This window comes from Actinokineospora guangxiensis, assembly GCF_042657845.1.
GTDB lineage: Bacteria > Actinomycetota > Actinomycetes > Mycobacteriales > Pseudonocardiaceae > Actinokineospora > Actinokineospora guangxiensis.
The window spans coordinates 168,219-182,484 of the sequence record NZ_JBHSKF010000007.1 but is presented as its reverse complement, the minus strand read 5'-3'; the positions used below and the strand labels follow the sequence as shown (position 1 = coordinate 182,484).

Annotated in this window: 15 protein-coding genes; 11 read left to right on the top strand and 4 right to left on the bottom strand. The window is 73.1% G+C overall.

Going from position 1 to position 14,266, the window contains the following annotated elements; translation table 11 throughout:
* The first annotated feature begins 12 nt into the window (after positions 1–12).
* Genes ACFPM7_RS16780 through ACFPM7_RS16765 form a run of 4 tightly spaced genes read left to right on the top strand, consistent with a single transcriptional unit; the run spans position 13 to position 3,756 of the window.
* Positions 13–612, top strand: a complete 600-nt coding sequence (locus ACFPM7_RS16780) for a M15 family metallopeptidase (RefSeq protein ID WP_378248557.1) — start codon at positions 13–15, stop codon at positions 610–612.
* On the top strand, positions 609–1,736 hold the full coding sequence (gene alr / locus ACFPM7_RS16775) for an alanine racemase (RefSeq protein WP_378248556.1): 1,128 nt from the start codon (positions 609–611) through the stop codon (positions 1,734–1,736). Before ACFPM7_RS16780 ends, alr begins: the two co-directional genes overlap by 4 nt.
* Positions 1,724–2,746 carry a D-alanine--D-alanine ligase family protein gene (locus ACFPM7_RS16770; RefSeq protein ID WP_378248555.1) on the top strand — a complete coding sequence of 341 codons (1,023 nt, stop codon included), beginning with the start codon at positions 1,724–1,726 and terminating at the stop codon, positions 2,744–2,746. The genes alr and ACFPM7_RS16770 overlap by 13 nt, the downstream gene beginning before the upstream one ends.
* Positions 2,743–3,756, top strand: a complete 1,014-nt coding sequence (locus ACFPM7_RS16765; RefSeq protein ID WP_378248554.1) for an acyltransferase family protein — start codon at positions 2,743–2,745, stop codon at positions 3,754–3,756. Before ACFPM7_RS16770 ends, ACFPM7_RS16765 begins: the two co-directional genes overlap by 4 nt.
* A gap of 66 nt (positions 3,757–3,822) precedes the next feature.
* Here ACFPM7_RS16765 and ACFPM7_RS16760 read toward each other — a convergent pair whose 3' ends face one another.
* The 4 genes from ACFPM7_RS16760 to ACFPM7_RS16745 all read right to left on the bottom strand — a co-directional run bounded on the left by ACFPM7_RS16760 (position 3,823) and on the right by ACFPM7_RS16745 (position 7,846).
* Complete coding sequence (locus ACFPM7_RS16760; RefSeq protein WP_378248553.1) at positions 3,823–6,201, bottom strand: ATP-binding cassette domain-containing protein; 2,379 nt, start codon at positions 6,199–6,201, stop codon at positions 3,823–3,825.
* 127 nt (positions 6,202–6,328) lie between these two features.
* On the bottom strand, positions 6,329–6,739 hold the full coding sequence (locus tag ACFPM7_RS16755; RefSeq protein WP_378248552.1) for a VOC family protein: 411 nt from the start codon (positions 6,737–6,739) through the stop codon (positions 6,329–6,331).
* Positions 6,740–6,749: 10 nt separating this feature from the next.
* Positions 6,750–7,190: a helix-turn-helix transcriptional regulator gene (locus ACFPM7_RS16750; RefSeq protein WP_378248551.1), complete on the bottom strand. Its 441-nt coding sequence runs from the start codon at positions 7,188–7,190 to the stop codon at positions 6,750–6,752.
* Positions 7,187–7,846 (bottom strand): TetR/AcrR family transcriptional regulator, encoded by a 660-nt coding sequence (locus ACFPM7_RS16745; RefSeq protein WP_378248550.1) that lies wholly within the window; start codon positions 7,844–7,846, stop codon positions 7,187–7,189. Before ACFPM7_RS16745 ends, ACFPM7_RS16750 begins: the two co-directional genes overlap by 4 nt.
* Before the next feature lie 44 nt (positions 7,847–7,890).
* Between ACFPM7_RS16745 and ACFPM7_RS16740 the strand changes: the two genes are divergently transcribed.
* The 7 genes from ACFPM7_RS16740 to ACFPM7_RS16710 all read left to right on the top strand — a co-directional run bounded on the left by ACFPM7_RS16740 (position 7,891) and on the right by ACFPM7_RS16710 (position 14,213).
* Entirely contained in the window at positions 7,891–8,715 is an 825-nt protein-coding gene (locus ACFPM7_RS16740; RefSeq protein WP_378248549.1) for a Vgb family protein, read from the top strand.
* A 362-nt stretch (positions 8,716–9,077) separates the two neighbouring features.
* A complete protein-coding gene (locus ACFPM7_RS16735; protein WP_378248548.1) occupies positions 9,078–9,761 on the top strand; it encodes an HNH endonuclease family protein in 684 nt (227 codons plus the stop codon).
* 20 nt (positions 9,762–9,781) lie between these two features.
* Positions 9,782–10,312 carry a putative immunity protein gene (locus ACFPM7_RS16730; protein WP_378248547.1) on the top strand — a complete coding sequence of 177 codons (531 nt, stop codon included), beginning with the start codon at positions 9,782–9,784 and terminating at the stop codon, positions 10,310–10,312.
* A 49-nt stretch (positions 10,313–10,361) separates the two neighbouring features.
* Positions 10,362–10,727, top strand: coding sequence for a hypothetical protein (locus tag ACFPM7_RS16725; protein WP_378248546.1), 366 nt, complete (start codon positions 10,362–10,364; stop codon positions 10,725–10,727).
* 82 nt (positions 10,728–10,809) lie between these two features.
* Entirely contained in the window at positions 10,810–11,493 is a 684-nt protein-coding gene (locus ACFPM7_RS16720; protein ID WP_378248545.1) for a DUF6766 family protein, read from the top strand.
* A gap of 197 nt (positions 11,494–11,690) precedes the next feature.
* Positions 11,691–12,986, top strand: a complete 1,296-nt coding sequence (locus ACFPM7_RS16715; protein WP_378248544.1) for a nucleotide disphospho-sugar-binding domain-containing protein — start codon at positions 11,691–11,693, stop codon at positions 12,984–12,986.
* 42 nt (positions 12,987–13,028) lie between these two features.
* A complete protein-coding gene (locus tag ACFPM7_RS16710; RefSeq protein WP_378248543.1) occupies positions 13,029–14,213 on the top strand; it encodes a cytochrome P450 in 1,185 nt (394 codons plus the stop codon).
* Positions 14,214–14,266 lie beyond the last annotated feature (53 nt).

Here is a 14,266-nt window from a genome sequence, read left to right as displayed (position 1 = left end):
AGCTTCGACGGCATGACGATCCTGCTCGCCGACCCCAGGGTGCACGCGGTGCCCGTGCTCGACAACGGGGAGCCGCTGGTCCCGGTGCCCTTCGCGCCACGGATCGCGGTGCGCGCCGGGCTGGCCGCGCGCCTGGTCGAGGCCAGGGGCGCGCTGCCGCCGGGGGTGGACCTGCGCCTGGTCGAGGGCCACCGCAGCGAGGCTGACCAGCTCGGCATCATCGCCGAGTACACCGGCGAACTGCGCGCCGCCTACCCGGACGCCGACGAGGCCGAGCTGGCCACGCTGTCGAGCCGGTTCGTCTCCCCGGTCGCCGTCGCCCCGCACGTCGCCGGCGCCGCGATCGACCTCACCCTGGTCGACGCCGACGGCCGCGAGCTGTGGATGGGCACCGAGGTCGACGCCACGCCCGAGCAGAGCGCGGGCGCCTGCTGGTTCGCCGCCGACGTCGACCCCGAGGCCCGGGGCAACCGGGAGCTGCTGGCCGCGGCGCTGCGCGGCGCGGGCCTGGTCAACTACCCCACCGAGTGGTGGCACTGGTCCTACGGCGACCGCTACTGGGCGCTGATCACCGGCGCGGGGCACGCGCTCTACGGGCCGGTCGCGGCGTGAGCGCCGTGCTCGCCGCGCAGTCCACCCGGGACGCCCTGCTGACGACCGACCTGGCGGCGGTCGCCGAGAACACGCGCCGCTTCGCCGACCTGGTCGGGGGCGGTGCGGTGATGGCCGTGGTCAAGGCCGACGGCTTCGGCCACGGCGCCGCCGAGGTCGCCAGGACGGCGCTGGCCGCGGGCGCGGGCGCGCTTGGCGTCACCACGCTGGCCGAGGCGGTCGCCCTGCGCGCCGCCGGGATCGACGCGCCCGTGCTGAGCTGGCTGAACCCGGTCGACGTCGACGTCGCCACCGCGTGCGCCCTCGGCATCGAGCTGACCGCGCCGAGCCTGGCGCACCTGAGCGTCATCGCCGACGGCTGCGCGGGCACCGGCCGCCGCGCCCGCGTGCACCTTCAGCTGGACACCGGCATGGCCCGCGACGGCGCGCCGCCGCGCACGTGGTCGGCCCTCGCCGCCGCCGCCCGCGCCGCCGAGGTGGCGGGCTTGGTCGACGTGGTCGGCGTGATGGGCCACCTGGCCACCGCCGACGAGCCCGGCCACCCGGCGACGGCCGCCGGGCTGGCCGCGATGCGGCGCGGCGTCGCGGTGGCCCGCCGAGCGGGTCTGCGGCCCCGTGCCCGGCACGTCGCGGCCACCTCGGCCGCGCTGCACGAGCCGGAGTCCCATCTGGACATGGTGCGCGTCGGCGCGGGACTCATCGGCATCGATCCGTCCGGTCGCACCCGGCTGCGCGGGGCGCTGCGCCTGACCGCGCCGGTCGTGCAGGTGCGGCGCGTGCCGTCCGGCACGGGCGTCGGGTACGGGCACACGCACGCCACCGACCGCGAGACGACGCTGGCGCTGCTGCCGCTGGGCTACTACGACGGCCTGCCCAGGGCGGCGTCCGGCCGGGCCGAGGTCCTGCTGGCGGGCCGCAGGCGCCGCGTCGTCGGGGTGATCTCGATGGACCAGGCCGTGGTCGACGTCGGCGACGACGCGGTCTGGCCGGGCGAGGTCGCCACCGTGTTCGGCCCCGGCGACGACGGCGAGCCGACCGCGGGGGACTGGGCGGACTGGGCGGGCACGATCCCGCACGAGATCGTCACCGGGGTCGGCCCCCGGGTGCGCAGATGCGCGCGGTGAACAGCGCGGTGAACAGCGCGGTGAACACAGTCGAGGAGAACGGGGAAGCCATGGGGGAGCCGGTGCGGGTCGCGGTCGTCGGGGGCGGCCAGAACTGCGAGCACGACGTGTCGCTGGCCTCGGCGGCAGCGGCGCGCGACGCTCTGGACCCGGCGCGCTACACCGCCGTCCCGCTGACCATCGACCGCGCGGGCCGCTGGATCGGCCAGGACGGTCCGCTCGGGGACACCCCGGCGGCGAGCCTGGCCGAGGCGGTGCGGGTGCTGGGGACCTGCGCGGTGGTGCTGCCGCTGCTGCACGGCCCGCGCGGTGAGGACGGCGCGCTGGCGGCGCTGTGCGAGCTGGCCGGGGTTCCGTGCGCGGGCTCACCCGCGCGGGCGGGCGCGCTGGCGATGGACAAGTGGGCGACCAAGCTCGTCGCCGAGGCCGTCGGCGTGCGCACGGCGGCGGGCAGGCTGGTCACGGCGCGCTCCGAAGTGGAGTTCACCGGACCGGTCGTGGTCAAGCCGGTCGCCGCGGGCTCCAGCTTCGGCGTCCGCCTGGTCACCACCGCCGAGGAGCTGGCGCCCGCGCTGCGCGCCGCCCTCGACCTCGACGACCGCGTTCTGGTGGAAGAAGTCCTCGTCGGCCGCGAGATCGATGTGGCCGTGCTGGACGACCCGGACACCGGCAGGCGCGTCGGCCCGCCGCTGGAGATCAAGGTGCCCGGCGAGCTGTTCGACACGACCACCAAGTACGACGGCAGCGCCGGGTTCACCATCCCCGCCCCGCTGTCGCCCGGGGAGTCCGCCGCGCTCACCGACGCCGCACTGCGGGTCTACGACGCCGTCGGCTGCCGGGGTGTCGCCCGCGTCGACTTCTTCCTGACCGACGACGGCTTCGTGCTCAACGAGGTCAACACCATGCCCGGCATGACCGCCGAATCCCAGCTGCCCAGGATGTTCGCCGCCGAAGGCCTGGACTACCCGGCCCTGCTGGACAAGCTCCTGCGCGAGGCGATGGCGCGGTGAGCGGCCGAGTCGCCGGCCTGGACGTCCTGCGCGGCATCGCCATCCTGCTGGTGATGCTGCGCCACGCCGTGCCCGGGGTGTTCCAGGGGGCGGGCGTGGTCGGGGTGGTGGTGTTCTTCGCCCTCAGCGGCTACCTGATCACCGGCGTCCTCCAGCGCGACCTGGCCGAGCGGGGCCGAGTCCGCTTCGGCCGCTTCTACCTGCGCCGGGCGGCCCGGCTGCTGCCCGCGCTGCTGGTGCTGGTGGCCGTCTTCGCCGCCGTCACCCTGCTGCTGGACCCGATCGGCGACCGCGACCGGCTTCCCGCCACCACCGCGGTCCTGCTGACCTTCACCGCGAACCTGCCGATCGCCGACATCAGCCCCGCGGCCTTCCACGCCTGGACGCTGGCCACCGAGGAGCAGTTCTACCTCCTGTGGCCCGCCGTCCTGGCCATCGCCTGGCCGCGGCGCGGGACGGCCGCCGCCTTGGCGCTGAGCGCCTTCCTGGCCGTCGCCGCCTGCGCGGCGACACTGGTCTGGCTCTGGCCGCACCTGGACAACGCCTACGCGCTGCCGACGTCGTGGTGGGTCTGCTTCGTCATCGGCGCCGCGGCCCGCCTGCACGGCAACGCCGACCGCGTCCCGCGGTGGATGGTGCCGGTCGCCCTCGCGGGCCTGGCCGTCCTCGCCGTGATCCCCTTGCGCGGCCACGCCCTGACCTACCTGGTCGCGGGCCCGGCCATCGCCGCGCTCACCGCGGTCCTGCTCCTGCGCTGGTCGTCCTGGCAGAGCACCGCCAACCCCGCCACCCGCACCCTCGCCGCCCTGGGCGTCCTCTCCTACGGCGCCTACCTGTGGAACTACCCGCTCACCCTCTGGCTGCGCCCCCACCTCGACGGCTGGGCCGGACCGGTGGCCGCCGCGCTCACCATCGCCGCCGCCGTGGTGAGTTGGCGCTACGTGGAGGAGCCGGTCATGCGCCGGCAGAGCCGCGGACAGCGCCGGACGCTGGACCGACAACCGCGCTGAGGCCTTCACCGCCTCCGGCCCGCCGATGGCGCGTGTCCCGATCGTCGCTACCCGGTCAACCGGAGGTCAAGCGCCGACGTAGGCGGCCAGGTGCTCACCGGTCAGCGTGGAGCGCTTGGCCACCAGGTCGCTCGGGGTGCCCTCGAAGACGATCTTCCCGCCGTCGTGGCCCGCCCCCGGGCCGAGATCGATGATCCAGTCCGCGTGCGCCATGACGGCCTGGTGGTGCTCGATGACGACGACCGACTTGCCCGAGTCCACCAGGCGGTCCAGCAGCGCGAGCAGCTGCTCCACGTCCGCCAGGTGCAGGCCCGTCGTCGGCTCGTCCAGGATGTAGACGCCGCCCTTGTCCCCCATGTGGGTGGCCAGCTTGAGGCGCTGGCGCTCGCCGCCGGAGAGGGTCGTGAGGGGCTGGCCCAGCTTGATGTAGCCGAGGCCGACGTCGGAGAGCCGGGCCAGGATGGTTTGGGCGGCCGGGGTCCTGGCCTCGCCGTCGGCGAAGAAGGACAGGGCCTCGGCGACCGACATCGCCAGGACCTCGCTGATGTCCTTGCCGCCGAAGCGGTACTCCAGGACCGCGGGCTGGAAGCGCTTGCCCTCGCAGTCCTCGCACGGCGTCGACACGCTCGCCATGATGCCCAGTTCGACGTAGACGACCCCGGCGCCGTTGCAGGTCGGGCACGCGCCCTCGGAGTTCGCGCTGAACAGGGCGGGCTTGACGCCGTTGGCCTTCGCGAAGGCCTTGCGGATCGGCTCCAGCAGGCCGGTGTAGGTGGCCGGGTTGCTGCGCCGCGACCCCTTGATCGGGGCCTGGTCGACGGACACCACGCCCGCGTCGGCCGGGATGGAGCCGTGGATCAGGGAACTCTTGCCCGACCCGGCGACCCCGGTCACCACGCAGAGCACGCCCAGCGGCACGTCGACGTCGACGTCGTGCAGGTTGTTGGCGCTCGCGCCGCGGATCTCCAGGTGCCCGCTCGGCTCCCGGGTCTCCTCCTTCAGCGACGCCCGGTCGTCCAGGTGCCTGCCGGTCACGGTCGTGCTCGCCTTGAGCCCGGCCAGATCGCCCTCGAAGCAGATCGTGCCGCCCTCGGTCCCCGCGCCGGGGCCCAGGTCCACGATGTGGTCGGCGATCGCGATGGTCTCCGGCTTGTGCTCGACCACGAGGACGGTGTTGCCCTTGTCCCGCAGGCGCAGCAGCAGGTTGTTCATCCGCTCGATGTCGTGCGGGTGCAGCCCGATCGACGGCTCGTCGAAGACGTAGGTGACGTCGGTGAGGGAGGAGCCGAGGTGGCGGATCATCTTGGTGCGCTGCGCCTCGCCGCCCGACAGCGAGCCCGCCGAGCGGTCCAGCGACAGGTAGCCCAGGCCGATCTCCACGAACGAGTCCAGGGTGTGCAGCAGCGCGTCGAGCAGCGGCTGCACCTTCGATGCCTTGATCCCGCGAACCCAGTCGGCGAGGTCGGTGATCTGCATGGCGCACGCGTCGGCGATGCTGACCTTGCCGATCTTGCAGTTGCGCGCGCCCTCGGCCAGGCGGGTGCCGTCGCAGTCCGGGCAGGTGGTGAAGGTGACCGCCCGCTCCACGAACGCGCGGATGTGCGGCTGCATGCCCTCGGGGTCCTTGGACAGCATGGACTTCTGCAGCTTGGGGATCAGGCCCTCGTAGGTGAGGTTGACGCCGTCCACCTTGACCTTGACGGGCTCCTTGTACAGGAAGTCCTGCATCTCCTTCTTGGTGAACTTGCGGATCGGCTTGTTCGGGTCCACGAAGCCGGACTCGGCGTAGACGCGCACCGTCCAGAAGTTGTCCGACTTCCACCCGGGAATGGTGAAAGCGCCGTCGGCCAGGGACTTGGAGTCGTCGTAGAGCTGGGTGAGGTCGATGTCGTTGACCGTGCCGCGGCCCTCGCAGCGCGGGCACATGCCGCCGGTGCGGTTGAAGGTCGCCTTCACGGTCTTGCTGTTGCCGACGGTGATCGCGCCGCTGGCCTTGACCGAGGCGGTGTTGAAGGAGAACGCGCTCGGCGGGCCGATGTGGGGTTTGCCGACGCGGCTGAACAGGATGCGCAGCATGGCGTTGACGTCGGTCGCGGTGCCGACGGTCGAGCGCGGGTCGGCGCCCATGCGCTGCTGGTCCACGATGATCGCCGTGGTGAGCCCGTCGAGGACGTCGACCTCGGGCCTGGCCAGGGAGGGCATGAAGCCCTGCAGGAACGCGCTGTAGGTCTCATTGATCATCCGCTGGGACTCCGCGGCGATCGTGCTGAACACCAGCGAGCTCTTGCCCGAGCCGGAGACCCCGGTGAACACCGTGAGCCTGCGCTTGGGGATCTCCAGGCTGATGTCCTTGAGGTTGTTCTCGCGCGCGCCCCGCACGCGGATCAGGTCGTGCCGGTCGGCGGCGTGCTCGCCCGACTTGTCCGCCTTGGTGGCCTTGGCCATGGATCACTCCGTACTCGTGCGCGGTCGCCCCGCTCGATCTAACCAGCGCCGACGCGATCGCGTCGGTGTTCACCCCATCGGTCGGGGGCCGGTCCGCGTTGCGGTTCCGGCCCCCTGCAGTGGAGCGCTAGGCCCGCTCCTGGATGCGCACCAGGTTGCCCGCGGGGTCGCGCACGGCGCAGTCGCGGACGCCGTAGTCCTGGTCGGTCGGCTCCTGCACGACGTCGACGCCCGTCGCCTGGATCTTGGCGAACGCGTCGTCGAGGTCGGGGCTGGCCAGGACGATCGCGGCGTAGGTGCCCTTGGCCATCATCTCGGTGATGGTGCGCTTCTCGTCCTCGGTGATGCCGGGGTCGACGGCGGGCGGGTGCAGCACGATGTTGACGTCGGGCTGCCCGGCCGGGCCGACGGTGATCCACCGCATGCCGCCGTAGCCGACGTCGTTGCGCACCTCGAAGCCCAGCGCGTCGCGGTAGAAGCCGATCGCGGCCTCCGGGTCGTCCTGGGGCAGGAACACGGCGTGGATGTTGAGGTTCATGGCGGTGACACTAAGTGCGCGTGGAATCCCGCGCTTCTCGATTCCTGACCGGTCTGGTGACCTGTTTGGCCACGCACTGCGGGATGCCCTCGGTGGCGCCGGCTTGGTCGCGTTTGTACTGGCTGGGCGACACGCCTACCAGCTCGGAGAACCTGGTGCTGAACGTGCCCAGCGAGGAGCAGCCGACGGTGAAGCAGACGTCGGTGACGCTGAGGTCGCCTTGGCGCAGCAGGGTCATCGCGCGTTCGATCCGCCGGGTCATCAGGTACCCGTACGGTGACTCCCCGTAGGCGCGCTTGAACTCGCGGCTGAGGTGGCCCGCGGACATGTGCACCCCGCGCGCCAGCGCCTCGACGTCGAGCGGCTTGGCGTACTCGCGGTCGATGCGGTCCTTGACCTTGCGCAGGCGCCCGAGGTCGCCCAGCTTCGCTCGCGCCGCGCTCGGACTCACGGGGCCGATGGTGCCACGCCGCCCGCCCCGTCGCCCAGGCGTCCACTCAGGAACACCCCGGCGGTGGCGGCGGCGTGCGCGGCGTCGGCGGCGGTGGCCGCGGCGTGCGCGTCGGCGGGCTCGCCGGTGAAGAACACCCGGTAGTAGAGCGGGGCGACGGCGGCACGCACGACGTCGACCGCCCCGGTCCCTTCGGGCACCTCGCCGCGCGCGGCGGCGCGCTCGACCGCGACGGCGGCCTCGGCGTGCCTGCCGGTGAGGTAGGCGTGCAGGGCCCGCCCGGCCTCCGGCTCGTGCACGGCGGCGGCGATCAGCGCGCGGGGGACCGGGTCGGCCAGGCCGGCGACGACCTGGGCGGTGATGGCGCGCAGGTCCTCGCGCAGCGCGCCGGTGTCGGGGACCGGCCACGGCTCGGCGTTGGCCAGGTCGAGGGCGTCGGCGGCCAGTGCGGCCGGGGTCCGCCAACGCCGGTAGATGGTGGTCTTGTGCACGCCGGAGCGCGCGGCGACCGCTTCGACGCTCAGCCCGGCGAAGCCGTGTTCGGCCAGCTCGGCGAGGGTGGCCAGGCGGACGGCCTCCTGGGTGCGCGCCGTCCGCCCGCCGGGCCGGACGCGGCCGCGCAAAGGCGACTTGGTTGCGTTAGGGGGGTCGTCCATGTCAGCATCTTAAGGCGACAGAGTTGCTTTTAGGGAGGAAGTCTGTGGTCACCGTTCCCGGCGGTCCGTACGACATCACCTCGGGCCCGGACGGCGCGCTGTGGTTCACCCTGGTCGAGGCGGGCCAGGTCGGCCGCGCCACCCCGGACGGGCGGGTCGGCGTCTTCGACGTGGGCGGCGGCGGCCCCACGGTGATCACCCCCGGTCCGGACGGCGCCCTGTGGTTCACCCGCTACCGCGACCACCACATCGGCCGGATCACCACCGCGGGCGAGGTCAGCGCCGTCGCCGTCCCCGACACCGGCCCCTACGGCATCACCGCCGGTCCCGACGGCGCGCTGTGGTTCACCGAGACCGCCACCCACGCCGTCGGCCGCATCACCCCCGACGGTGAAGCCTCCTCCTTCCCCCTCGGCTCCGGGTTTCCCTCGGCCATCGCCGCGGGCGCCGACGGCGCGCTCTGGTGCACCCTCAACGCCGACAACGCCCTGGCCCGCCTCACCCCGGACGGCGAGATCACCCGCTTCCCCCTGCCGACCGAGGCCGCCGCGCCGGTCGGCATCGCCGCCGACGCGGGCGGCCTCTGGTTCACCGAGATCGCCGCGGGCCAGATCGGCCGCGCCACCTACGACGGCGAGATCACCGAGACCCCGCTGCCCGACCGCGCCGCCCGCCCGCACGCCGTCATCGCCACCGAGGACGGCTGCCGCTTCACCGAGTGGGCGGGCAGCCGCGTCGGCGCGCTGACCGACGGCGGTTACCGCGCCACCGCCCTGCCGGAGTCCGCGGAGCCGCATGGGCTCACGCTCGGACCCGACGGCGCGGTGTGGGTGGCGCTGGAGGCGGGCGCGCTGGCCAGGATCGGCTGAGGTCCGCCTGCCGTCGCGGTGCACGGCGTAAGCGGGCCCCCCGTGCGCCCGGTCGCGGCGTGCCCGCTGACCTCCTCGCGCGAGCGCCGCCCCCGAACCCGGCCTGCGCGGCGACCAGGCCGCGAGCGCGGCGGTCAGTACGACCGGCACACGGGTTTGGGGCATCGGCGGCCTCCAAGCCGAGCCGAGGCGACGCCAGACGATGAATCGTTCAACACCGGTTTCACGAGGGCAAGAGCGCCCATTGCCCATCCCTGTCCGCTGTGGTGGGGCTGCGGGTTGAGTCCATTCCATTCCGCGTGTCGCGACACTCCCGCCCAGCCTGCGCGGTGCGGTGATCACCTCGTGTGATCATGGCGCCCGTGGTGCAGCTGCTGGAGCGGGACGGGTCGAGGCGGCGGGCGGCGAAGCGCCCGGTCACCTGGGGGTCGGTGGTCGTCGGCATCCTGCTGGCGCTGCTGGCCTGGTGGCTGGCCTCCCGCGAGACCGCCGAGATCGACGGGGCCGTCACCGACGCCGAGGTCGCCGACGCGGTGGCCGCCCTGCGGGTCATCCCCGTGCGCGCCGAGGACACCGGCAACCCCTACCGGCGCGCCGACTGGCCGCACTGGACCTCCGACGGCACCGGCTGCGACACCCGCGAACGCGCCCTGCGCGACCAGGGCCGCGACGTCGCCACCGGCGCGGGCTGCCGCCCCACCGGCGGCGCCTGGACCAGCCCGTATGACGGCGTGGAGATCACCGACCCGTCCGAAGCCGACCTGGACCACGTCGTGCCCCTCGCCGAGGCCAACCGCTCCGGCGCCCGCTCCTGGACCCGCGAGCAGCGCACCGCCTTCGCCAACGACCCCGACCAGCTGCTCGTCGTCAGCGCCTCGTCCAACCGCTCCAAAGGCGACCAGGACCCGTCCCGCTGGATGCCCGACGCCCGCTACTCCTGCGCCTACGCGGTGCGCTGGGTGACCACGAAGCACAGGTACGAGCTGTCGGTGGACACCGCCGAGAAGCAGGTCCTCACCGGCGTCCTCGCCCGCTGTCCGCGCTAGCGGGTGGGTAGCGTCGACCCATGACCGAGGCCCAGACCGTCGATCTCAGCATGGACGAACTGCGCGAGATCACCCGCTACGCCGCGGCCTGCGCCGAGCCCGCCCTGGTGCTCTTCGAGCGGGTCCGCCCCGACGACCCCCGACCCCGCACCGCGTTCGCCGCCACCCGGGAGTTCACCGACGGCGGCAAGCGCACCAAGGCGATCCGCGACGCCGCGTGGGCGGCCCAGCGGGCCTACCAGGAGGCAAGGGACGCCTGCCTGCCCGCCGCCGCCGAGGCCGCCCGCGCCGCCGTCGCCGTGGCGGGAGCGGCGTACCTGCATCCGTTGGCCAAGGCCACCCAGGTCCTGCACATCCTCGGCCCGGCCGCGCACTCGGCGCTCGCCATGGAGCTGGACGGGACCGATGGGCAGGCGCACCTCGAGATCGCCCGCGGCCTGGCGACCCCGACCGTGGTGGCCGTCCTGCGTCGCTATCCGCCCGCCCCGGACGGGCGCGGCAGGCTCGGGGAACTCGCGCGCGTTCTCGACGGCGCGCTGCGCCACGGGTAGCGGCGCGGCTCGCCCGGCGTGGCCCGAGAACCTTCGGTACGTTCCGCCCATGGCATCTCGCTGTGCCATCGTGCTGGTGGCCCTGCCGCTCGCGCTGGCGGGCTGCGCGAGCCTTGACGCCGACAGCGCGACGGCGGCGGCTCGCCGGTTCGTCAGCGCCGCGGCCGAGAACCGCGCGGACGACGCCTGCGCCGTGGTGGCCCCTCGCGCCGCGACCGACTGCGCCGAGGCCGTCGCCGATCTGGGCGACCTCGGCGAGGTGCGGTCCGCCCAGCTCTGGGGTGGGGAAGCGCGGGTGGAGACCGGGAACGCGGTGATGTTCCTGCACGAGTTCGCCGCGGGCTGGCTGGTCACCGGCGCCGGGTGCGTCGGCGACGGCGAGAGCCCGTACGAGTGCGCGGTGGGTGGTCCGTGACCTCCCGGCTGATGTTCACCCTCACGCTGCTGGTCGTGGTGTGCGGGCTCGCGTACTTCATCGTGATCGGGCTGGCGCAGCGGTGAGCCGGGCCGGGAAGTTCCTGCGCGACAACGGCCTCACGCTGGTGTTCGGCCTGCTGTTCCTCGGCGCGCTCGTGGGCCAGGCGCTCACCGGGCACGCCATGGCGATCGAGGAGCGGGTGGAGAACGGCTTCGAGCCGGTCAGCCTGGGCCGGTACCTGACGTCCTCGGAGTTCGCCGTCGACGTCGCGGAGAACTGGCAGTCGGAGTACTTGCAGTTCTCCCTGTTCATCGTGGCCACCATCTGGCTCGTGCAGCGCGGATCGCCGGAATCCAAGCGGCCCAGCCAGATCGGCCGGGAAAGCGATGAGAAGCAGATCGTCGGGGCGCACGCCGAGCCGGACTCGCCGAAGTGGGTCCGCGCGGGTGGCTGGCGCACGGCGCTGTTCTCCCGATCGCTGGGCCTGACCATGCTCGCCGTCTTCCTTGTGTCGTGGACCGCCCAGTACATCGCCGGGCGCAGCGCCTACAACGCCGACCAGCTCGTCGCCTTCCAGGACCCGGCGTCGTGGGCGGAGTACCTGTTCTCCGCCGACTTCTGGAACCGCACGCTGCAGAACTGGCAGTCGGAGTTCCTGGCCATCGCCTCCATGGCCATCCTGAGCGTCTACCTGCGCCAGCGCGGGTCACCGGAGTCCAAGCCGGTCGGCGCCCCGCACGCGGTCACCGAGGAATCCGGTTAAGCGCGAGCACGTTCGGATATGCACCGCTGTCGCATGAACAATTCATGGTGAGCGATTCACGCCTCCCTGTCGGAGCTTTTCCGCAGTACCGGCCGGCCGCATGATTGAAGAACTCCGCCCGGCCCCCACCCGGTATGAACGGAAAGGTCAGTATTTCGCGCCGCTCCGGCGGCAGGGGGAGGGGCACCATGCGCGTGATGTTCGCTATCCACCCGATTCCCGCGCACGTGTACCCGATGATCCCCCTCGCCCAGGCGCTGCAGCGGGCCGGGCACGAGGTGCGGGTGATGACCCACCAGGTGATGGCCGGGTCCGTCGCCGCGGCGGGCCTGACCCCGGTGTGCGTCGGCGACCCAACCGTCCCGCCGCTGGGCGCCACCCGGCAGTACCCGGAGGCCGCGATCGAGCGGCTGGTCAAGGCCACGGCCGAACTGGACATGCCCGACGAGGAACGCCAGCCGTGGGACGTGTTCGCCTTCGTCATGCTGACCACGGCCTGGGAGTACTTCCCGCCGGAGGTGCCGCCGGAGGCGCCCCGCCCCGGCGTGGACGACATGGTCGAGTTCGCCCAGCAGTGGCGGCCCGATCTGGTGCTGTGGGATCACTGCGCGCCCGCGGGCGCCATCGCGGCGCGGATGTGCGGGGCGGCGCAGGCGCGGTTCACGCCGTGGCAGGACTACTTCGGCTGGAGCGTGGACAAGTACCTGGAGCGCACCGGCAAGTCGTTGGACGAGCACGTGCTCGCCGAGACCGTGCGGCCGGTCGCCGAGCGCTACGGCCTGGAGGTCGACCGGGACCTGCTGCTGGGGCAGTGGACCGTCGACGCACTGCCCGACGGGTTCCGGCTGGGGTCCTCGGTCAAGACCGTCCTCGCCCGGCCGCACCACTACTCCTCCGCCCGGTCCACACCGGACTGGCTGCGCGAACCGCCGACCAGGCCCCGGATCGGCATGACGATGGGTCTGTCCCTTCGGGACCTGCTGCCGGAGAAGAAGGTCTGCTGGACGCACGTCCCGCACCTGCTCGACGCCGTCGCCGACTTCGACGTCGACGTCGTGGCCACGCTGAACGAGGTCCAGCTCAGCGCCGTGGACCGCGTCCCGCCGAACGTGCGGATCGTCGACTACGCCCCGCTTGAGCAGCTGGTGCCCACCTGCGCGGCGATGATCACCCACGGCGGGGTGAGCACGTGCGTCGCCGCCGTCACCCACCGGGTGCCGCAGCTGATCACCGACACCGACGAGCTGATCACCACCCGGTACCCGGGCTCCACCGCGACCGCCGCCTACGTCACCTCGCGCAACGCGGGGCTGCGCGTGGACATCAGGAACCCGTCGACGGAGGTCATGCGCGCCCAGATCGAGCAGGTCCTCACCGACCCCGGAATCCGCGCCGGGGTGGACCGCGCGCACGAGGAGCTGATGGCGATGCCCGGCTACGACGAGGTCATTCCCACGCTTCAGCGGCTCACCGCCGAGCACCGCACCCGCTGAACCGGCCCGACTGGAGGAACAGTGTCCGTAGACAACAGCAGTGTGGCTGCCGAGATCCAGCCGATGCTGCACACGCACCGGGCCGACGAGCCGCTCGACCCGCCCCACCTGTCGGTGCTGAAGACCGGCGTGCCCGTGTGGGTCGCGCGCCGCCACCCCGACGCCCGCCAGGTGCTGACCGACCCGCGCCTGGACCGCGCGTCGATGTTCACCCCCGACGCGCCCCCGCACACGCCGTACCCGAATCTGCTGACCGACCCCAACATCCTCAACAACCTCGACGGCGAGGAGCACCGCAGGCTGCGCCGCACGGTGAGCAAGGCCTTCACCCCCAAGGCCATCGCCCGCTGGCGCCCGTGGGTCGCCTCGGTCGTGGAGGGGCTCATCGATGCGATCGAGGCCGGGCCCCGCCCCGCAGACCTGATCTCCGGCTTCGCCACGACGCTGCCCAGCTCGGTGCTCAGCAGGCTGATGGGCCTGGACGACTACGACAGCGAGCGCCTCGCCTTCTGGTGCGACCACGCCTTCTCCACCACCGCCTACCCGCCGGAGCAGGTCCAGGCCGCGATCGAGGACTTCCTGGCCTTCGGCGCCGAGGTCGTCGCCCGCCGCCGCGCCATGCCGGGCGATGACCTGGTCAGCTCGCTGATCCAGGCCGCCGACGAGAACGGCGGCCTGCCGGAGGAGCAGATCGTCGGCCTGGTCGTGCTGCTGACCGTGGCCGGGCACGAGGTCACCACCACCGTCATCGGCAACACCTTCGTCTACCTGCTGACCGACGGCACCGACGCCTGGCAGCGGCTGGCCCAGGACGAGAGCCTGGTCCCGGTGGCGGCCGAGAACATGCTGCGCGGCATCTCCATCGGCGGCGACATCCTGCCCGGCTTCATGCGCCGGGCGCTGGAGGACGTCGAGGTCGGCGGCGTGCTGATCAAGAAGGGCGACCTGATCGCGGCGGACACGAAGATCGCCAACCTGGACCCCGAGGTCTTCCCGCAGGACCCGAGGGACCACCCCTTCAGCACCCCGCCCACCGGGCACCTCGGCCTCGGCGCCGGTCCGCACTACTGCCTCGGCGCGTGGCTGGCGAAGCTGGAGATGGAGCTGACGCTGCACCGGCTGCCCGCCCGGCTGCCCGGCCTGCGCCTCGCCGTCGCCCCCGAGGACATCCTGTGGCGCGGCGGCCAGCTGACCCGCAGCCCCGAGGTCCTGCCCGTCACCTGGTAGCGGACCGCCCGACGGACCGAGCCGCTTCCCGCGCCCCGCAACGAGGAGTCCTC

Coding starts and splice junctions, on each gene's coding strand:
- ACFPM7_RS16725 (WP_378248546.1), top strand. CDS start 10,362: ATGGCATCTCGCTGTGCCATCGTGCTGGTGGCCCTGCCGCTCGCGCTG.
- ACFPM7_RS16770 (WP_378248555.1), top strand. CDS start 1,724: ATGCGCGCGGTGAACAGCGCGGTGAACAGCGCGGTGAACACAGTCGAG.
- ACFPM7_RS16730 (WP_378248547.1), top strand. CDS start 9,782: ATGACCGAGGCCCAGACCGTCGATCTCAGCATGGACGAACTGCGCGAG.
- ACFPM7_RS16745 (WP_378248550.1), bottom strand. CDS start 7,846: ATGGACGACCCCCCTAACGCAACCAAGTCGCCTTTGCGCGGCCGCGTC.
- ACFPM7_RS16780 (WP_378248557.1), top strand. CDS start 13: ATGACGATCCTGCTCGCCGACCCCAGGGTGCACGCGGTGCCCGTGCTC.
- ACFPM7_RS16760 (WP_378248553.1), bottom strand. CDS start 6,201: ATGGCCAAGGCCACCAAGGCGGACAAGTCGGGCGAGCACGCCGCCGAC.
- ACFPM7_RS16715 (WP_378248544.1), top strand. CDS start 11,691: ATGTTCGCTATCCACCCGATTCCCGCGCACGTGTACCCGATGATCCCC.
- ACFPM7_RS16755 (WP_378248552.1), bottom strand. CDS start 6,739: ATGAACCTCAACATCCACGCCGTGTTCCTGCCCCAGGACGACCCGGAG.